The sequence below is a fragment of the Rheinheimera baltica genome, assembly GCF_030731985.1.
GTDB classification, from domain to species: Bacteria; Pseudomonadota; Gammaproteobacteria; order Enterobacterales; family Alteromonadaceae; genus Alishewanella; species Alishewanella baltica.
Window position 1 is genome coordinate 529,619 of sequence record NZ_JAPJDY010000002.1, and the last position, 20,186, is coordinate 549,804.

Annotated in this window: 13 protein-coding genes and 1 pseudogene; 3 read left to right on the forward strand and 11 right to left on the reverse strand. The window is 47.3% G+C overall.

Translation table 11 applies throughout. The annotated features are described in order from the left end of the window. Window positions 1-1,163: 1,163 nt before the first annotated feature. The 10 genes and pseudogenes from ORJ00_RS18995 to nudF form a co-directional block, all read right to left on the reverse strand. Window positions 1,164-4,757 (reverse strand): annotated as a pseudogene (locus ORJ00_RS18995) (Lcl domain-containing protein); the annotation flags it as partial. 187 nt (window positions 4,758-4,944) lie between these two features. Further along, window positions 4,945-5,319 carry a ribonuclease E inhibitor RraB gene (gene rraB / locus ORJ00_RS05290; RefSeq protein ID WP_306139199.1) on the reverse strand — a complete coding sequence of 125 codons (375 nt, stop codon included), beginning with the start codon at window positions 5,317-5,319 and terminating at the stop codon, window positions 4,945-4,947. A gap of 4 nt (window positions 5,320-5,323) precedes the next feature. Next, window positions 5,324-6,070 carry a 1-acylglycerol-3-phosphate O-acyltransferase gene (locus ORJ00_RS05295; RefSeq protein WP_306139200.1) on the reverse strand — a complete coding sequence of 249 codons (747 nt, stop codon included), beginning with the start codon at window positions 6,068-6,070 and terminating at the stop codon, window positions 5,324-5,326. Window positions 6,071-6,158: 88 nt separating this feature from the next. Continuing rightward, window positions 6,159-8,462 carry a DNA topoisomerase IV subunit A gene (parC, locus tag ORJ00_RS05300; RefSeq protein WP_306139201.1) on the reverse strand — a complete coding sequence of 768 codons (2,304 nt, stop codon included), beginning with the start codon at window positions 8,460-8,462 and terminating at the stop codon, window positions 6,159-6,161. 3 nt (window positions 8,463-8,465) lie between these two features. Beyond that, window positions 8,466-9,887, reverse strand: coding sequence for a tetratricopeptide repeat protein (locus tag ORJ00_RS05305; protein ID WP_306137820.1), 1,422 nt, complete (start codon window positions 9,885-9,887; stop codon window positions 8,466-8,468). A gap of 48 nt (window positions 9,888-9,935) precedes the next feature. Beyond that, window positions 9,936-11,831 (reverse strand): DNA topoisomerase IV subunit B, encoded by a 1,896-nt coding sequence (gene parE / locus ORJ00_RS05310; RefSeq protein ID WP_305976751.1) that lies wholly within the window; start codon window positions 11,829-11,831, stop codon window positions 9,936-9,938. Between the two features lie 35 nt (window positions 11,832-11,866). Beyond that, window positions 11,867-12,439, reverse strand: a complete 573-nt coding sequence (locus tag ORJ00_RS05315) for a YqiA/YcfP family alpha/beta fold hydrolase (protein ID WP_306139203.1) — start codon at window positions 12,437-12,439, stop codon at window positions 11,867-11,869. Continuing rightward, on the reverse strand, window positions 12,432-13,259 hold the full coding sequence (locus ORJ00_RS05320) for a metallophosphoesterase family protein (RefSeq protein ID WP_306126278.1): 828 nt from the start codon (window positions 13,257-13,259) through the stop codon (window positions 12,432-12,434). The genes ORJ00_RS05315 and ORJ00_RS05320 overlap by 8 nt, the downstream gene beginning before the upstream one ends. Further along, window positions 13,214-13,654 (reverse strand): DUF1249 domain-containing protein, encoded by a 441-nt coding sequence (locus ORJ00_RS05325; RefSeq protein WP_027671359.1) that lies wholly within the window; start codon window positions 13,652-13,654, stop codon window positions 13,214-13,216. Before ORJ00_RS05325 ends, ORJ00_RS05320 begins: the two co-directional genes overlap by 46 nt. 1 nt (window position 13,655) lies before the next feature. Continuing rightward, complete coding sequence (gene nudF / locus ORJ00_RS05330; RefSeq protein ID WP_306126277.1) at window positions 13,656-14,291, reverse strand: ADP-ribose diphosphatase; 636 nt, start codon at window positions 14,289-14,291, stop codon at window positions 13,656-13,658. A gap of 119 nt (window positions 14,292-14,410) precedes the next feature. On the opposite strand from nudF, the gene tolC reads away from it, so the two are divergent. From tolC to ORJ00_RS05345, 3 genes are all read left to right on the forward strand, one after another. Continuing rightward, window positions 14,411-15,706 carry an outer membrane channel protein TolC gene (gene tolC / locus ORJ00_RS05335; RefSeq protein WP_027671361.1) on the forward strand — a complete coding sequence of 432 codons (1,296 nt, stop codon included), beginning with the start codon at window positions 14,411-14,413 and terminating at the stop codon, window positions 15,704-15,706. Window positions 15,707-15,814: 108 nt separating this feature from the next. Beyond that, complete coding sequence (lpxL, locus tag ORJ00_RS05340; RefSeq protein ID WP_306126276.1) at window positions 15,815-16,747, forward strand: LpxL/LpxP family Kdo(2)-lipid IV(A) lauroyl/palmitoleoyl acyltransferase; 933 nt, start codon at window positions 15,815-15,817, stop codon at window positions 16,745-16,747. Between the two features lie 3 nt (window positions 16,748-16,750). Beyond that, window positions 16,751-17,332 carry a TcpQ domain-containing protein gene (locus tag ORJ00_RS05345; protein WP_306139204.1) on the forward strand — a complete coding sequence of 194 codons (582 nt, stop codon included), beginning with the start codon at window positions 16,751-16,753 and terminating at the stop codon, window positions 17,330-17,332. 24 nt (window positions 17,333-17,356) lie between these two features. Here the strand turns inward: ORJ00_RS05345 and glnE are convergent, their stop codons facing one another. Next, complete coding sequence (gene glnE, locus ORJ00_RS05350) at window positions 17,357-20,176, reverse strand: bifunctional [glutamate--ammonia ligase]-adenylyl-L-tyrosine phosphorylase/[glutamate--ammonia-ligase] adenylyltransferase (protein ID WP_306126274.1); 2,820 nt, start codon at window positions 20,174-20,176, stop codon at window positions 17,357-17,359. Window positions 20,177-20,186 lie beyond the last annotated feature (10 nt).

Here is a 20,186-nt window from a genome sequence, read left to right on the forward strand (position 1 = left end):
GCTAAATGCACACTGGCTGGGGTAATGGTTAATTGCCGCAAACCGCTAAGTTCAGCTTCATTTACATCCACCTCCAGCTGATGCACCGGGCAGCCCTGCGCCTGGCTAACATCTACAGTTTGAATACGACTGCTATCCCAGTTTGGCCCCTGATCGATGGTTTTAAATACCGTTACTGCACCTTGCTTAATAACTGGATTAACGCCCGGCTGATATAAGCCTTTGGCCAGGCCAAAACCGACTACTCCTTCGGTGGTATTATCAGCATGGTTATCGTCTAAGCCGGTTTGTAGCAAGTGATTGCGGTGGCCCCACGGCGTGCCGTCGATACCAAAGGCGACAAACCAGTCTTTGTCGTAGTAAAGCCAGAAATAAATGGCTTTTGCCAATGCAATATTGTCGCTAATAGGGTTTGGATCTGTAGCACCAGCTACCGATTCTGGCTTGCTTATAAAGCTATCGGCATTGGCACCAATATAGCTATGCGCCTGCATACGCTGCATTGGTGAGCGGCCATCGTTGTAATGGCCTATTACTTGATTGCGGCTTTGTATGTACGTGGCATACGTTTGCGCCACTTCTACCATGGCTGCATCAAAACCGGCATAAGGTTTAATACCCCGGGCTACCCGCTCGGCATTAACCAGATACAGGCCTTTTTGCTGCACACTCATTGCATCCCACTGGGCTTGCTCAGGCATTAAAAGATACTGATGTACCGAAGGGTCCAAACTTCGGGCATAGTTAAAAGCGCGGGCGATATCGTCTACCGTTTCGGCATTGCCACCGGTCCAGGCGATATTGTCTTGAGGATATAAGCCGTTGTAACCGAGATCATCCGTTACAGGCAACGTTGGACAATGCGAGAACGAGCGCCCCGACGTAATATTGATGGTTGTCTCCAGGCTTTTACTAACAGCCATATCGGACGTAACTACCAAACGGATAGCATAGCTACCTGGCTCCTCAAAACTAATTGTAGTAATAGCTGACTCAGATATTAAAGCGTTATCAAGATACCAAGCAAAGCTCAGTGAACCAGCTTCGACATAACTTTGGCTGGCATCGAACTGTAATTCGCCGTTTACCCATCCTTCTTCCGGTACAATCCACTTTGCAACTGGCGTAGTCTCAGGTGTTTCCGCATAAGTTCGTACACAGCGCGGGTAACCTTTATTGTTAGTTGACTGATTTACTAAGCCCCCGAGCGTCATGTGCTCAGAGTCAGAATAAGAACGATAGTAAAATACGATGTTTGGATTGGAAGCCGGCCAATAGCCAAAATCCCGTACACTCGATTTAGGTAAATAGCGGAACGGTGATGGCATTCTTGGGCTGCCATTGCGCTCTGCACCACCATATGCATCAAAAGTTGCTAGCAGTGAATGTGACTCGTTGCGGTTGGGCAAACGCCAATCTGTAAAACCAGCTAGAGTTGTATCTTCACAAATTTGTGCCGCCTCTGGCCAAAGTAGTGGAGTCTCACGTGCGATTTGTGGGCCATCTTCCCACATTAAACGGTGAGTGGTATCAATCACCACGTCATGCTGTTCGATACGTTTATAAACCGGTTTGTAATGTTTTTCGCCAGAAACACAACGCACATATTCAGACATATTGTAATTAATGGCATGCACTTCACCTGTGTTAAACGATAAAGTGTTATACATAACCCGGGCGTTAACGATGCCGCTGTCTCTGCCAACTTCTTCAGCAAGGTAGGGATAGTAATAACTGTTATTTCTAGCCTGGTTTTTAAACGCACGGTTGAGTGCACCGCCACGTATCGGCGTAAGATAGGCCATTTCTAAACGGGTGGGTAAGCGCCAGTCAGTGATACCACCCAGTTCTAGGTTGCTGCAGTAATATTGCCCACCTGAATGTGAACGTTTAATCTCAGTGACTGCTATATCATCTTGCCAGACAAGGCCTGACACACGGTCAGTTACAACCTCACGTTCGTGGTCACGTTCAAATACCCGATCGGTACCAATTTGGGTTGCACCGTCTTCAAGCGGGCTGTTAAATGAAGTAACACCGGTTTTTGGCACCCGGGAATATCCCGGTGGCAAGTCCGCTAAGGTGTAAAAGGTTTTAACTTCAATGTTATAGGCTAACTCAGAATACTTACCGTATTTGTCTTGTGCTCGAATAACAACGTTATGCGTACCCACTTGCTCAGCGTTAGGTTGCCACAGGATATCAGCCTGAGTATTGTTTATTGGGGTAAGGGTTAATCCTGCCGGCGCTATGACAAGGCTAAACTCGATTGCGTCATTATAATTGTCATTATCTGCCGCGCTTATTCTGTCTTCGAATGACACCGTTGCAAAAGCAACATTTTTAGGATTATTGGTAAATACAGGTGGTTGGTTAAGATCAGGCACAAGCAACGTAAACTGTGCCTGATTATATGTTTGACCATCCGTAACGACAGTAATAGTAATATCTTTAGTACCTATATCCCCCCGCTCTGGTGCCCAACTTAGTACGCCGCTGTCTGGATGCATAGTCATTTGTGCCGGAGCAGATTCGAGCATAAAACACGTCAGTACATCGTTGGCGTTGGCAACAGTAAACGGAATGAACGTTTTGCGGTGTATACTGGCCACCAGATTTGATGGCGGCTGTATGTTCAAGTCAACATCATGCTGAAAATCAGAAAGTGCTGCACTGTCATGGCGCGAAAATAAATCCTCACAGCTCAACAACGTATTGCCAGATAAACCCACTACTAACTGCAGCGGCTGCTCAGGTTGCTCACTATTAAAACCTTCGTATATATCAGTGTCATAGATACTCACGCCATCATCATCGGCAAATTTCATCTCTGCTAAATGATTGTAATGGCTAAAAAAGTTAACAAAGCGCAGTTCATCTGCTGCAGAATAGGTTTTAATAATTAAATCATTAGCCATGCGTCGCATATTTTGAAACACAGTTTGGCGGGAAACTCCCTCCGCAAAGTTTAAATGTACTTTAAGTGCAGTATCGCCTAGCGTATAGACAACGTCTTTGCCATGTCCGGCTTCGAACTGCAACGTCAATCGTTGTTCATCCCAACTATAAACGGTGCCTTCTGCATCAGTTTCGTATGATGGGGCGGTATATTGCGCAATGATAATGTCATCACCAGCCTTGGCATCAATACTGGTGACTGCCATCCGGTTTAGTAAAATATCGCCGCCCTCTGTGCCTTGCAGCAGAGTTTCGCCTGAACGGCCTAAAATGAGTTGGCGCGCTGGTAAGGATTGCGATGGTGCTGTGGCGCTAAAAATGGGAAACAACTGCTGGCGGGTAAGTGTTTGGCCTGAGTCTAATTTAAACAGCTCTATGGTGTTAGCCAGAGTAAAAAAGCTTTGTATCGTTAATGTTTGGCCGCTTTGGCCAATGCGCAACATTAAATCGTTGCCCGAGCGCACTAAGCCGCTGCTAATATCGCTCCAGGCAATATCGGCGGCAAAATGCACTTCGTTACTGCCTTCGGTATCGATAATGACATCTGCACCATCACCTTTAGCAATAACATAGCGATTATTGCCGGCGCCGCCGAGCATAATGTCGTTGCCGGTACCGGCACGGAACAGTGAAGCACGCTCATCAGAAATTAATAAGTCATCTTGTGCAGTGCCGTCGATAATAACAAAATTGGTTTCATCGCCAGTGTCACAGCTATCACCCTGACAGGGATCAGGATCTTCACCGCCACCAGAACCATCACCGTCATCACCGCCACCAGAACCACCGCCATCATCTCCACCGTCACCATTGCCTTCACCTGGTGCGTTATTATCAAAGCTAACGCCCGGTGCTACCATATAGTAATGATGCGCTTGCTCTGGGGGAGCGACGCCAAACAGGCCAAACAGCTGAGCAGCGTCTATGTCGCCGCCGCTGGTAAAGCGAATTTGCGAGATGGTATTAGCACGGGTAAAAAACTGATACACCGTTACTTCGCTACCATCCTGGCTGTTAATAAGCTGCAAATCATCACCACTGCGGCGAAGGTTCATAGCAATATCGTTAAAAGCTACGTCAGCACCAAACAAAATGGTATTGTTACCCTCGTAAGCAACAATCAGGTTTTTGCCGCTGTTTAAACCAAACTCCATGGTTACCGCAGGGCCGCGAGGAACCAGAATATCGTTACCCGCTAAACTTTGCATAAGCAAGGTGCCATGACGAGCAATCAGCACTTCTGCATTAGCGCTGCCGGTTAGTTCTGAGTCTGGTGCCTGAGCGGTGACAAGCTCGGGTAAAGCCGCGGTTGCCGTTGGTGCGGCCATGCCAAAAGCACCAAACAGCTGGGCATTGCTAATTGTCTGGCCATTGCTTAAACGAAATTGGTTGATGGTATTGCTATGTGAAAAGAAAAATTTCACAGTGAGTGTTTGACCGCCTTGGCCAATGCGCAGCACCAAATCGTCACCCGACTTCATTAAGCCACTGGCAATATCCGAAAAGCTAATTCCTGCGTCAAATTCAACAGTGTTATTTCCTGACAGCTCGTAAATAGTGTCTGCACCGTCATCTTTACTGATGACATAAGTATTGTCGCCAACACCACCGATAATAAAATCATCGCCGCGGCCCGCCTCAACTCGAGTTGTTACAGAATCTGCAACAATCATATCTCGACCATCGGTACCTATAACACTACTAGCCTCAGTAGCTTTAATACTGCAACTGAACAAAATAACACTGGCAAAAAATAGCGTAAAAAATTTATTAATCATCAACTTAAATGGCACTAGCATGGCTATGTTGCTTCCAATTTTCACAGGCACCTGTAAGCATTTGCTTAGACAAAGCTGCCCCAATAAAAAAAATTGCTGCGATACTAGTTACAAAATTTCACATTGTAAATAAAATTGTTAAAGATTATTAAATATTTAACAAAACAAAAAAGCCGCTTTACAGCGGCTTTTACTTGGTTAAAGACGATTATTCTTCGTCGTCTTCGTCATAATCTACATCGTCTTCGTCACCTTCAAAGTAGGTGCCCCAGCCGTCGTATTCTACATGATGTTTTTTCGCCAGTGCTTCCAGCTTTATCGCATCGGCAACAATGGTTTCAGTTACCAACGATTGCTCGCGTATAGCGTCGAATACCCAGGCATTACTGCCGTCTTCAAACTCAACTTCTTCGGCGTCGGTTACTTCGTAACCTAACTTAAATAGCTCTACCGACAATTTTTCTAATTTGGCGAAGTCTTTGTCGTAAAAATGATGCTCAATAGTGTACTGCGCGTCTGGATCGCTGCCATCTTCTAATAATGCGGCGATGGTGTCTTCAGTAAATTCCTGCCAGTTTTCCATAAAATTACTCTTTAGCTTTAATATTGTTGGCAGTGTAGTCGTTGCCAAGTTCGCTATCAAGTAGCGCTATCTGTTGCTGCATTTGCTGATGAACATTTTGTGCAAATTCACGAATATTTACCTGATCACGTTGCAGTGTTTGTGGCGCCATTATTTGCACAATCACCTTGCCATTGTTCCAGCGGTTTAATTTAAATTGGCCATGGGTACTACTCATACACACTGCCACCACCGGCACGTTGGCTTCAAGTGCAATATGAAATGCGCCCATTTTAAATGGCAATAATCCCCGGCCATAACTGCGTGTGCCCTCAGGAAACATCCATACTGAAATCTTGTCACGGCCAATACGTTCTGCAGCACCTAACATTGCACCTAATGCCCGGCTTTTGTTTTGCCTGTCGATGAGAATATTGCCGCTTAACCAATATAGCTGACCAAAGAAAGGAATAAATTTCAGGCTTTTTTTACCAATCGTAACAGTACGCAACTCAACCGCGTTACTGATGGTAAATAAGTCGAGATTATTTTGATGATTCGCGATGTAAACACAAGGTTGGCCAATGTCGGCGCCGTTATGCTGACGGATCTCTACTTTCAGGCCAAAAATCCATGCTGCCCAACCGTACCAATGTGAAAAAATATACACGTTGTTGGGATGAAATGGCCTAACCAAGCAAATCAGTAAACCTGCGACGGTACTAAGTAAAAAAAACAAGATTAATAAAACTATCCGAACTACCGCTATCACCAGGTTCTCCAAATTGCTGCCGCGTATTGTTGACGTTTATTGCAGCATAAAAAAAGGCGCCATAAAACAGGCGCCCAGTATAACGGGTTTAATCGGTACTGCTGGTTTGATCACTGCCACTTGGTTCAGTACCCGTGTCATCAACCTGATTTACCAACACCGCATCAATACGCTGCAAACCACGAGGTAATTTGTTTCCGCGCCGGCCGCGCTCGCCATGGTAATGCGCCAGATCGTCTGCTTTTAACCCTAATTTACGTTTTCCGGCAACCAAGGTAACACTGCCTGTAGCAGGCACTATGGCTAACTGACTAACATACTCTTCACGGCTAGAGGCCCTTGCAGACGGTATCGACATTAATTTGTTGCCCTTGCCTTTACTTAGCTTAGGTAAATCTGCCACCGGGAATACCAGCATACGCCCTTCATTAGAAATACACAGCACCAGATCCGTATCAGGGTGTTTCACCACCATTGGCGCCATGACTTTGGCGCCCAATGGCAAGCTTAGTACTGCTTTACCGGCTTTATTACGGCTAAGTAAGTCGCTGTACTCCGCAACAAAACCGTAACCGGCATCACTGGCTAGAAGCAGTGCTTGTTTCTCGTCACCTAATAACACATGGTCAAAACTTTCCCCCGCTACCACAGCAAAACGCCCGCTTAACGGCTCGCCTTGCCCGCGGGCTGATGGCAGTTCATGCGCTTCGGTGGCAAAACTGCGCCCCGAGGAGTCTATAAACACCGCCAGCTGATTAGAGCGCCCACTGGCTAGGGCTTTAAAGGCATCGCCCGCTTTGTAGCTAAGCGCATTGCCGTCGATATCATGGCCTTTGGCACAGCGTACCCAGCCTTTTTCAGATAACACCACACTAACCGGCTCACTGGGCAATAGCTCTTTTTCGCTCAGTGCTTTCGCCTCGCCCCGTTGTACTATCGGGCTTCTGCGATCATCGCCATACTTTTCGGCATCGGCGAGTAATTCGTCACGGATAAGCTTAGTTAGCTTTTTCTCTGAACCTAAAATTGCCTGTAACTTGTCACGCTCTTTGGCGAGTTCATCTAACTCGCCACGAATTTTCATTTCTTCCAGCTTGGCTAAATGCCGTAGCTTTAACTCAAGAATGGCTTCCGCCTGGCGCTCGGTAATACCGAAGTGAGCGATTAACTCTGGCTTGGGTTCATCAAAAGTGCGAATAATGCGGATAACTTCGTCGATGTTTAAAAAGGCGGTTAATAAACCTTCTAAAACATGAATACGGTCCAGCACCTTATTTAACCGGTATTGCAATCTGCGCCGTACGGTATCGCGGCGGAACTGCAGCCACTCGCTGAGAATTTCCAGCAGGTTTTTCACGCGCGGACGATTGTCCAGACCCAGAATATTAATATTAACGCGATAGCTGCGTTCCAGATCGGTGGTGGCAAACAGATGCTGCATGAGCTGCTCAACATCAATGCGATTCGAGCGTGGTACAATAACGATGCGGGTGGGGTTTTCATGATCGGACTCATCACGTAAATCACTCACCATGGGCAGTTTTTTGGCTTGCATCTGCGCAGCAATTTGCTCCAGTATTTTGCCACCTGAGGTTTGATGCGGTAATGCCGTTATGACAATATCGCCGTCTTCCTGCAGGTATACAGCACGCATCTTTATGCTGCCGCGACCGGTCTGGTAAATAGTCGCTAAATCAGCTGCCGGGCTGATAATTTCTGCGTCGGTTGGGTAATCCGGGCCTTTTACGTACTGCATTATATCCAGTACAGTACTTTGAGGGTTGTCCAGTAGTGCTGCACAGGCATGTGCCACTTCACGCGCATTATGCGGTGGTATATCGGTTGCCATACCCACTGCAATACCGGTAATACCATTTAGCAAAATATGTGGCAGCCTGGCAGGCAGCACTTTGGGCTCTTCTAAAGTACCGTCAAAGTTGGGCAACCAATCGGTAGTACCCGCGCCAAGCTCTGACAATAACACTTCAGAGAATCGAGACAATTTAGCTTCGGTATAGCGCATTGCCGCAAATGATTTTGGATCGTCCGGTGCACCCCAGTTTCCCTGTCCATCTACCAGCGGATAACGATAAGAGAACGGCTGCGCCATTAGTACCATGGCTTCATAGCAGGCAGAATCACCGTGCGGATGAAACTTACCCAGTACGTCACCCACAGTACGGGCTGACTTTTTGTATTTTGCCAGATGTGACAAACCCAGCTCCGACATGGCATATACAATTCGCCGCTGCACCGGTTTTAACCCATCGCCTATATGGGGCAATGCTCTATCCATAATGACGTACATGGAATAGTTTAAGTAAGCTTCCTCAGTAAAACGACGCAGCGGTAACTGTTCAACGCCATCATAGGAAATTACAGTCTCTGTCATAACTTATCCTGTTTGCCCGGGAGTGTCTGAGGTGGTTACCCGGAGTTTATGTTTTTGCCGGGTGAGTTGCCACAGTAATAAAACAAGGAGTACCAGCGTACTGCAACTGAGGATTGCCAGCCAAAGTAACTGCACCTGACGTTGCCGCTCAGCTTGTTGCAAGCGTAGTGTTTTTAATTCGTTGTCTTGTTCTAACAGCCTGTTCTGTTGGACCTGACGCTCATGTTCAAAGCCAATACGCAGATGTTCTACTGCCAGCTCGTTTTCTTTGTTGCGGACATCCTCAAACATATAAACAAAATCATCCAGTTGTCGATATGCCCGTTCATATTCGCCCAATTCAGCCAGCAATTGCGCCTTTAGATACCATACATTTAGCCGGGTTGGGCTATCCGCTTCGACCCCTTCATCTGTTAAACCGCGCTCAGCTAATATCACTTGCTGCATCGCCATCGATGCCTGCTTTAAGTTTAGATAAATCTTTGCTTTTTCATAATGATGGGTAGAAATGTGTAATGTAGATTGCAACAAAGGTAAGTAATGCTCGGCCTTGGCAATATAGGATAACGCGGCATCACCACTGCCACTTTCACTACTGGTTATGGCCAGCCCTAAATACGCATGATACAAATTAACATTGTCCTGCACCTGCAGACTCTTTTGCAACATCATGTTGTACGTCTCAAGTGATAAAGAATATTGCTCCAAATAACTGTAGGTGCGGGCCAGATTAAACAGCACCGCAATTTGTTCTTTTTGCCAGCCGAGTTGCTCATATAACTGTAAAGCGGTGCTAAGCAAATCAATAGCCTCTTGCTCATACGCCATAGACGCATATAGCAGCCCCAATTCAGCATTCACTTCGGCTAGTAATTCAGTGTCGTTTACTGCCGGAGCACGTTGATAAGTATCTTTTAACAATGCCAGTGCTTGTTGTTGCTGGTTTTGGGCACTTAACACAGCGGCATGATTAATTTGCCCCATGAGTGTTTGCTTATCGTTTTCCAGCAATGTCGCCAGCGCAATACCCTGCTGATAATATTGTAACGCCAACGGATAATTGGCTTGCATTTCCAACGCGAAACCCAGCGTATAGAGCAGTTTTACTTTAAGTACGGATTGCTCGTCGCCCAAAATACTAAGGCCTTGCTGAGCGGCTTGCTGTTGTTCCTGATGTCGCCCCAAACCGTCTAGTAAAGAGGCTTGTTGAAAATACCAGTTCGCTTGCTGATGCACTGATAAGCTGGCCACATCGTCCTTGTGCTGTAGCAACAGCTTTAGCATTGCCTCAGGTTCCTGACGTTGTAACGCAGCAACCTGTGCAAGCCACTCGGGTGGTTCATCAGCCGTTTCTGCTGTTTGCGCAATAGCAAGTTGCAGCCATAACACACTGCAAAGCAGTGCAAATTTAATATACTTCGTCACACTATTGATGCCTTATACATATAATTGCTTTAACACTGTGTGCAGCACCTAAACCGTAATCGCGGCTTTATCGCCTTTTTGCTCCAGCCATTCCCGTCGATCCGTCGCGCGTTTTTTTGCCAACAGCATATCCATGACTTCCAGCGTTTGCTCAACATCGTCAATGGTTAACTGTACCAAGCGGCGGGTATTTGGGTCCATTGTGGTTTCACGTAGTTGTAGCGGGTTCATTTCACCCAGGCCTTTAAAGCGTTGAACGTTAACTTTACCGCGCTTTTTCTCTGCCTCTATCCGATCTAAAATACCGTTTTTCTCGTCTTCATCGAGCGCGTAATACACCTCTTTGCCAATATCAATACGATAAAGGGGTGGCATAGCCACGTACACGTGTCCGGTTTCAACCAAACAGCGAAAATGCCGCATAAATAGCGCACACAGCAAAGTAGCAATGTGCAAACCATCTGAGTCGGCATCCGCCAAAATACATATTTTGCCGTAACGTAATGCGGATAAGTCGTCGCTGTCGGGGTCCATACCAATGGCAACTGAAATATCATGCACCTCTTGTGAGGCCAGAATTTGCCCAGAGTCTACTTCCCAGGTATTTAAAATTTTGCCCCGCAAGGGCATAACAGCCTGAAACTCACGATCGCGCGCTTGTTTAGCACTGCCACCGGCTGAGTCACCTTCGACCAAAAACAATTCGGTGCGGTTTAAATCCTGTGCAGAACAATCGGTTAGCTTGCCAGGCAAGGCCGGACCCGACGTCACTTTTTTGCGGATAACTTTCTTGGCGGCTTTTAAGCGTTTCTGCGCATTGTTAATACAAAAATCTGCCAGGTTTTCGGCAATATCGGTGTGTTCATTCAACCACAGGCTAAAAGCATCTTTGACAATACCTGATACAAATGCCGCTGATTGGCGTGACGATAATCGCTCCTTGGTTTGACCGGCAAATTGTGGGTCCTGCATTTTTAGTGACAATATGTACGCACAGCGATCCCAGACATCTTCCGGTGACAACTTGATGCCGCGCGGTAACAAATTGCGGAATTCACAAAATTCGCGCAGGGCTTCCAATAACCCCTGGCGTAAACCATTAACGTGGGTACCGCCCTGTGCGGTCGGGATAAGGTTCACGTAGCTTTCTGTAACCAGTTCCCCGCCCTCCGGCAGCCACAGCAACGCCCATTCCACAGCTTCGTTGCTGGCACTGAAACTGCCAACAAAAGGCTGTTCCGGCAAACACACCATGTCTTTTACCGATTCGGCCAGATAATCTTTAATACCCGCCTGATAACACCACTGGTATTGCTGCTGATTTACGCGGTCATCAAAACTAACCGTTAATCCGGGGCACAATACCGCTTTGGCTTTTAACACGTGCAGCATTCGGCTTACCGAAAACTTTGGCGAATCGAAGTAAGACGGCGTAGGCCAAAACCTTACACGGCTTCCGGTGTTTCGCTTACCCACACTGCCGGTTATTGCTAGCTCTGATACCTTATTACCATGCTCAAATGCCATTTCGTAAACATTGCCATCGCGACGCACGGTGACATCGACCCGACTGGACAACGCATTTACGACCGAAATACCCACACCATGCAAACCACCAGAAAACTGGTAGTTTTTATTCGAAAACTTTCCGCCGGCATGCAAACGACAAAAAATCAATTCTACCCCGGTAACCCCTTCTTCAGGGTGAAGATCCACCGGCATCCCTCGGCCGTTATCAATCACTTCTAATGATTGATCATCATGTAATATTACCTGCACAGCATCTGCATGCCCTGCAAGGGCCTCATCGACGCTGTTATCAATGACTTCCTGGCCCAAATGGTTGGGACGGGTGGTATCGGTATACATTCCGGGGCGACGCTGCACGGGTTCAAGCCCGGTTAGCACTTCAATCGAATCGGCATTGTACTGTTGTGATGTCATAGTCTCGGTCACTGGCTGATAGGATTAAACGCGTTTTACGCGAGTTGGCAAAAGTTGGCAATAGCATCTAACTCGTTGGTATAACCCACGTAGCTATGATCACCCCCTTCACTCAGTTTTATTTTAGCGCCTCTATAGTAGCTAAGCGCCTGTCGGTAATCTAACACTTCATCGCCGCTTTGCAACATAAGCAGGTAATTCTCTGGCTGAAGCAATTGCGGCGGCATTAACTGCGCCAATACGGTCATCTGTGCAGGCGTCACATCATAATGCTGTTGCAGTACGGGGTGAAAATAACGCCCAAGATGTTTATCCAGCACTTTATGGGGCGCAACGGCAGGGTTAATAAGGCAGGCACGGCATTGTATTTGCTCCGCAATACAGGTGGCTAAAAAGCCCCCCAGCGAACTGCCTATCAGCGCCACATCTCGCCTGGCGCCAATATGGTGTTTAATTAATGCTAACGCCGATGTGGGTTCATAAGGTAAATCTAACGCCGTAAAATCAATGTGTGAGTAATATCGGGCAAAAAACGCGGTCGTTAATTGTGCTTTTTCAGATTGAGAGGAACTGGCAAAGCCATGTAAATAAACTACTTTTTTATTCATTGTTATGTTTAACCATTATTTCAAGATGGCGAAACTGCCAACTAACCCCCTGGTCAGCACTAAACACCCAGTCGCACCACTGTGGACCCAGATCTACCGTTTGCCAATCTGCTGTCGGTAAGAACTGCACAGAGCTAGCGGGGCAACCCACAATATCGACCCTTTGGTGAACCTGATGATAAGCATAGTGCGCATGCCCATGTGCAATACCAAGAACACGAGGTTCAGCAGCAATAGCTTGCCACAACGCCTGCGCTTGCAACTGGCCATGCTTGTCAATAAAACAGTTCAACGCTTTGGGGTGATGGTGACAAAACAACCACAGCGCTGATGCAGTACTTTGTTCGCACTGGGTTTGCAGCCATCGCTGTTCAGCTTCTGAAAACGCGCCGGCAGGCATGTCACCTTTGGTATTAAGTAGCAAGAGTTGCCAATCACCCAACTGCAAACTGCGTTCAGCGCGAAAGGGGGGGTGCTGACATAAACGTGCAAGTTCAGCCGTGTCATCATGGTTTCCGGGTAAGCAAAAAATCGGACAACTCAGCGGCGCTAACAACCGCGCCAGCAATTGATAAGATGCAACACTGTGATCTTGCGTCACGTCGCCAGTTAACAGCACAGCATCAGGCTGTTCTAAAATTAATTGCTCGACGATGGCCGCCAGGTGCATCGCAGGCTGCACCTGCTGATAATAGCCGTTAACATTTGCCAGTAAATGACAATCTGTAATTTGAGCCAGGCGATACCGCGCTTTGTTAGAAAACTGATATACCATTAACCGAATACCAACTCCTGATTCGTATAACCCTGGACGGCGCATAATTTTAACCAGTCCCGCAGCAGCAAGTTAATTTGCCGCTTCTCATCAGGTTGCAACATATCGGTATTGGGGTAATCATAACGTGCTTTAAAGCGGCTGATTTGTTGACAGGCCAGCACTTCTGCGACCCGGGCATCATGATATAACCGCACGACAAAATTCGGCCGGAAATAATGCTCGTGCTGATCAACAAGTTCTATTTGTAGCGTGGTGGTAAAGCGTGCCACGTCAATTACCGTAAGTCGATAACTGTGTTGTTCCGACACCTGAATAACGGTCGACTGACCATCACCAGCTTCGTGAGATACATAGCGATTTAACTGTGCATAATTTCGCTCACACAGTGCCAAAAAGTCAGGCAATTTTGGTTTGTATTTACTGCGGTTAAACCACACGTCAGTCTCCCCAGCGTTGTTTTACCTGGTTTAGATTAAGCGCCAGCCATTGCAGGGCAATGACACTGGCTGCATTATCAATTTTTTGCTCGGCCAGCAACTGCATGGCGTCAGTACGCGATAAAACGTGCACTTTTATGTCTTCATGTTCTTCGGCCAAACCAAACACGCCAGGTTGTACCGGCTGTGTTAGCCTGCCTAGGAACAGTTGAATACGTTCTGTCGTGCCACCCGGACTAGATAAGTAGCTAAGCATAGGCCAAAGCTCGTTGATTGTTAACCCAGCCTCTTCTTCCGCTTCTCGTATTGCCACTTGTTCAGCGCTTTCGCCCGGCTCAATCATGCCCGCGATAACTTCTAATAACCAAGGGCTGGCACTGCTACTGGCGGCACCAACGCGAAACTGTTCAATCAATACCAGCTCATCCGTTTGCGCGTTATACGGCAGCACCACAACCGCATGACCTCGCTCAAATACTTCACGCTTCATCGGTTCGCTCCAACCGCCAGCAAACAGCTTATGCCTTAAGGTGTAACGATCCAAACGAAAAAAACCCTGAAAAACCGTAGTTTTGTCGATAACATCAAGATCTTGCAAACCAAATGAGGGATACTGGTCAAAGTTGAATTTAGACATTGCTATACTCACATTCTGTTACACTCTTGCGGGTAACTTTACGGTTTAATGATTACCTAGTTTACCTTAACAGAGTATCATTTATGCAGTTTCCTTTTATCTGGCCAGGATTGGTAGACATGAAAAAAACTTTACTCAATACTTTGTTAGCATCTTCTTTTGGATTGTTCAGCCTGCAGATTTCCGCTGCAGACCTGCAAGAAATATATCAGTTAGCGACGCAAAAAGACCCAACGGTGTTACGTGCTGCTGCATCGCGTGATCGCGCGGCCCGTGGTATAGACGTGTCTCGTGCAAGTTTACTACCTAGTATCACAGCTTCTGCCAGTTTTGGTCGCAATGATAGCAGTAGTTACGGATTAGATGCCCCCAACGCCAACTCCGCCAGTATTTCATTAGCACAAAGCTTATTCGATTGGGGCCGCTGGGAGCGCTTAAACCGCGCAGAGCAAGTGGCATTGCAAGTACAAACAGCATACGACAGCGAAGTGCAAAACTTAATTGTCCGGGTAACTAACACCTATTTTGACGTGCTAAGCGCCGTAGATGATTTAGGTTTTGCACAGGCAGAGAAACGCGCTATTGAGCGTCAACTAGAGCAAACCAAGCAACGCTTTGCCGTTGGTCTTACCGCGATTACCGACGTACATGAAGCGCAAGCGCAGTACGACAGTGCCGTAGCCCGCGAAATAGCTGCCGAAAACGAGCTGGAAAATGCCCGTGAGTTTTTACGTGAAATTACCGGTCAGTATCATGAGAGCTTAGCCTCACTTAACACCGATAAATTTTCGCCGGGCACGCCAAGCCCGTCCCAAGTGCAAGATTGGGTTAAGCTGGCACAAGACAACAACCTGACATTAAAAAGCCAACGTGTGTTATTAGACATTGCGGACAAAGACATCACTCTGGCAGAAACCGGCCACTACCCTACGCTGTCTCTGAGTGCTGAACTTGGTACAGGTAAAGTATCGGGTATGGACCGCAGCGAAAGTAGCTCTGCTGGTATCTCGTTAGCCGTACCGATATACAGTGGTGGCGGAGTTAACGCAGAAGTTGAAGTAGCAAAAGCGAACTATGTTGAAGTTAGCCAGACGGTAGAGCTTAATCATCGTGCAGTTATTCGTCAGGTACGTAGCTCTTTTAACGGCGTTAATGCTCAGATTTCATCTATCAAAGCATTAGAGCAAGCGGTAGTGTCGGCAGAAAGTGCATTAAACGCTACCGAAACCGGTTTTGAAGTAGGTACCCGTACTATTGTTGACGTACTGCAAAGTACCCGCAACCTGTTCGAAGCACGCCGTAACTTATCTGGTGCACGTTACAACTACATTGTCACCATGCTGCAACTTAAACAAGCGGCAGGCAACTTGTCTGAACAAGACTTGATGGCCGTTAACCAAGCGCTTACTAACTAGCCTTTGTTCAGGTTCACCGCGCCTGCGGTGAACCTCTTACCAGTTTTTCCTATCGCTACCGCCGTTTTTCGCTACAATAGCGCAGGTTTTTTTTGCTGAGGGTATCGCGTGGTTCAGGCTCCGCAGTTTAGCTGGCGCTTTTTGCTGCCAAAATATTGGTTATTGTGGCTCGGTGCAGGCTTACTTTGGCTTATCAGTTGGTTGCCTTATTCAGTGTTAATGTTACTCGGCAAGGGCTTCGGGCGTTTGTTGCATCGCACACTTTCATCACGACGCAAAGTGGCTAAGCGTAATATCGCGCTATGTTTCCCACAAATGCCTGAAACAGAGCAAAATGCCTTAGTAAAACGCAATTTCGAAGAAACCGGTAAAGCCTTGTTTGACACCGTTATTGGCTGGTGGTGGCCAACATGGCGCATTAGAAAATTGGCCCATTTTAGTGGCTATGAACATATACAAGCTGCTGTAGCTGAGGGAAAAGGGGTGCTATTGCTTGCGGCACATTTTTTACATTTAGAAGGCGCCTGTCGGGTATTTGGCCTTACGCATCCCAGTGTCGGTTTTTACCGGCCACACAATAACCCGCTGATGGATTATCTGCAGTATCACGGCCGAAATAAAGCCAATAAATATATGGTAGGCAAGCGTGATGTAAAAGGGTTAATTAGTGCGCTAAACCAGCAGGAAGTGTGTTTTTATTTGCCGGATCAGGACTACGGCAGAAACCGGTCGTTATTTGTGCCTTTTTTCGCGGTAGCAGATACCGCAACTACTACAGGGACGCTGCTGTTTGCCAACGCTGCAAATTGCGTCGTTATACCAGTGATAACCAGTCGTTTATCTGGCAACAAGGGCTATCAAGTAGAGGCTTTGCCTGCGCTAACGCCATTTCCTACCGGAGATGACACAGCCGACGTTATTAAGGTTAACCAATGGGTGGAGCAAGCTATACTACGCCAGCCTGAACAATATATGTGGCTGCACCGACGCTTTAAAACCCGACCAGATGCCGGGATGCCATCATTGTACAAAGGAGATTAAGTTATGGGGTTTTGGATCCGCAATATTATATTTTTACTGATACTTGGTGGGTTAGCCTATGCCATTTTAACCAAACCCGATTTTTTGTTTCGTAAAGACACCGTCAATGCCGCAGCCGAGGGTTTTAGTGAGTTTTACAGCAAAATTCGGGGCTCTATTGAAGATGGCGCTAAAGAACTGGGTAAGTTTAAAATTACCTTACCTGACACCAGCGACAAGCTAACGCTGCAATTAGAGCGCCGTCGCACTGTAGTGCCACCTGGGGAAAGTAACTGGCGAGGTATGGTTAAGGACAGACGCTTCCGTGAAGGTGACACCATAAAAACCAAACTTACCGAATATGCACAAGCTGAGGGCATAGCGCTTTACTGGACTCTGCCGCGAGATTATGTGGTTAAACAGTATTTTCAAACCAACACAAGCTTGATAGAAACTATCGATGAGATTGCCGCTGCCATCGCGCCGGATTTCTCAACCCCGGTGCTGGCCTATTACTGCCCACGAGAGCGCGCCGCTATTGTTACCGACAAAGCCAATGAGCATTTGCAATTAAATTGTATGAAAGCCAATACCCCATTGAAATAGTGCCATTGAAGTGTTGCTGCTTATTTACGCCGGTGCGATAGGCGTAAATAACTGCTGCCAGACCTTTTCAACTTGCTGCTTGGCGCTTTGCAGGCTATCAAGTGACGGTAAGGTTGCCGGTGCCAATGTTTGTCGATGTCCAGCCCCGCGCAATAGTTGATACGCCTGCTGCAATTGTTGCATTTGGTCTTCTGCTAACAGACCATGCTTAGCCGAAGCTGCCAAAATACGAATATTGTCACTGTATTGGTAAAGAGCAGCATCTTCTGCTGCGTAAGCCAACACCAGATACTGACTAATAAACTCTAAATCAACAATTCCGCCAACACTGTGTTTCGGATCATCAGCGTCAAGCCCGTGGTGTTGCCGCAATTTATCGCGCATTTCTACCACATCTTGGCGCAACTTAGCTAATGGCCTTGGCAAACTTAATACCTGTTGGCGGATCTGCGTAAAACGCTGTTGCAATGCCTGACTGCCATAAATTGCTCTGGCGCGAACTAACGCTTGATGCTCCCACGTCCAGGCTTCTTGCTGCAAATATTGGCTATAGGTTTCAATATTAATCGCCAGCAAACCAGAATTGCCCGATGGCCGCAATCGGGTGTCAATGTCATAGAGCACGCCACTGTTGGTACGGGTGGTACAAAGATGCAGTACACGTTGTACCAGCTTTAAATAAAACTGTTTAGAATCAATAGGCCGTTCACCACCGGTTGACGCTTGGCTGTCGCAATTATGCACAAACACCAAATCCAAATCAGAGCCATAGCCCAGCTCTAAACCACCGAGCTTGCCATAGGCCAGCACAGCTAATCCTTTGTCGTCGGCAGAAGCATTCGCAGGTTCACCGTAACGTGCACTCATTTGCTGCCAGGCCAGCTCGACAACCTGCGCCATTATAACCTCTGCCAGCCAGGTAAGATGATCACTCACTTTCATTAGCGGTAACACGCCACTAATATCGGCGGCCGCAATGCGTAACTGCTGCGCTTGTTTATACTGCCGCAACGTTTCCATCAATAATTCTAAGTCGTCAGCACTAACCCGCAGCAGAAGCTGCCGAAGCCGGTCATGATAGTCAGCTTTGGTGGCTACCTGATAAAGTTGCGCCGGGTCAATAAGTTCATCCAACAACATAGGGTAGCGTGCTAGCTGCTCTGCCAACCAACCACTTTGGTTGCACAGTAACACCAGCTGTTGCAGCGCATCGCTATTCTCAAACAGCAATTCCAAATACGCTGTACGGGTAACAATTTGCTTAAATACTCCCAACACCCGGGCTAAAACGGTAGGTTGCGCTTGTTGCTGTTGCAACATATGCAGCAGCAGCGGGATTAGCTTAGCCAGAAAGTCACGGCCACGTGGGCCAACGCTGCGCTTTTGGCAGTCTTGTTTAAACTGCTGCAGTTGCTCTATAAGGATTTTGCCCTGCTCAAGCGTCAACCAATCTAGCTGGCTGGCTAATTCATCTGCGCTTTGCTCACTGTCCCAAATCAATTTGCCCAGAGTAATTTCCTGCTGGTCGGGGTCCTCACCGTTGTCGATAACAAGTTTAAATTGCTGATGTACTCTTGCCATAGCGGTATCAACCTGCTGCTGTAACGTCGCCCAGCTAACAAGGTTTAATGCAGACAGCAGTTGTGCCTGTAACAACGGCTCTTGCGGCAGGGTTTGAGTTTGTTGATCGTCTATCCCCTGCAGTGCTTGTTCTACAGTGCGCAGCCACAAATAATCGTCGCGTAACTCATCCGCCTGCTGTGTAGTCAGAATGTGTTCTGCCGACAATACGGTTAGTGCTTTGAGTAGCGACGGTTGTTGCATTGCCGGAATACGGCCACCACGGATCAACTGCAAGGTTTGCACGATAAATTCAACTTCGCGAATGCCCCCGATACCCAGCTTAATATTGTCACGCCGGTTTAAACGCCGATTTTCCTGCTCTATTTGCTGCTTCATTCGTCGCAACGATTCAATTGCTGAGAAATCGATATAACGACGATAAATGAAGGGTTTAAGCAGTTTTTTTAATTCGTCACTGTGTTCGCCATCCGGGTTTAATACCCGGGCTTTTAACATGGCGTAGCGTTCCCACTCCCGCCCTTGCTCCTGATAGTAATCTTCCATCGCAGCAAAACTCAGCACCAAAGGGCCGCTGTCGCCAAAAGGCCTTAAACGCATATCTACCCGGTAGACAAAACCGTCAGCGGTGACCTGGTGCAACGCGGCAATCAGCTTTTGCCCTAGCTTAGTAAAAAACTGCTGGTGCTCGGTACTACGCCGTCCACCTTGAGTTTCTCCATTAGCCGGGTAGGTAAATATCAGATCGATATCAGAGGAAAAATTAAGCTCGCCGCCGCCCAGCTTACCCATGCCTAAAATTAATAGCGGCATTGGCTTACCCTGCTCGTCCAGCGGAGTGCCCCACTGTTGCGACAATTGCTGGTACGCCCATTGATAAGCGGCATTAATCAAGCGGTCAGCTAATTGCGAAACATAATGCAAACTGGCACTAATGTCGTGTAACTGCAAAATATCCGCCGCCAAAATACGGCATAACTGCGCATTGCGAAAACGTCGCAGCACCGCAAAAACTTCTGTTTCAGGGAGTAAATTTAAGTCAATTTCCAGCGCGGCATTGCTTTGTAACGCAGACGCGAGTGAAGACGGGGCGCAAAACTCAACAAGTAATTCTGGTTGCTGCTGCAAGGTGCGGCCAATAAAACTACTGGCACTGAGCAACCGGGTTAGCTGCTGTTGCTGCGCATCCGACAGTAAGGTGAGATCAAAACGACTGCTAATCTGTAACAGGTACGCCGACATAACAACATTGTATGAACTCATTCCTCACTCC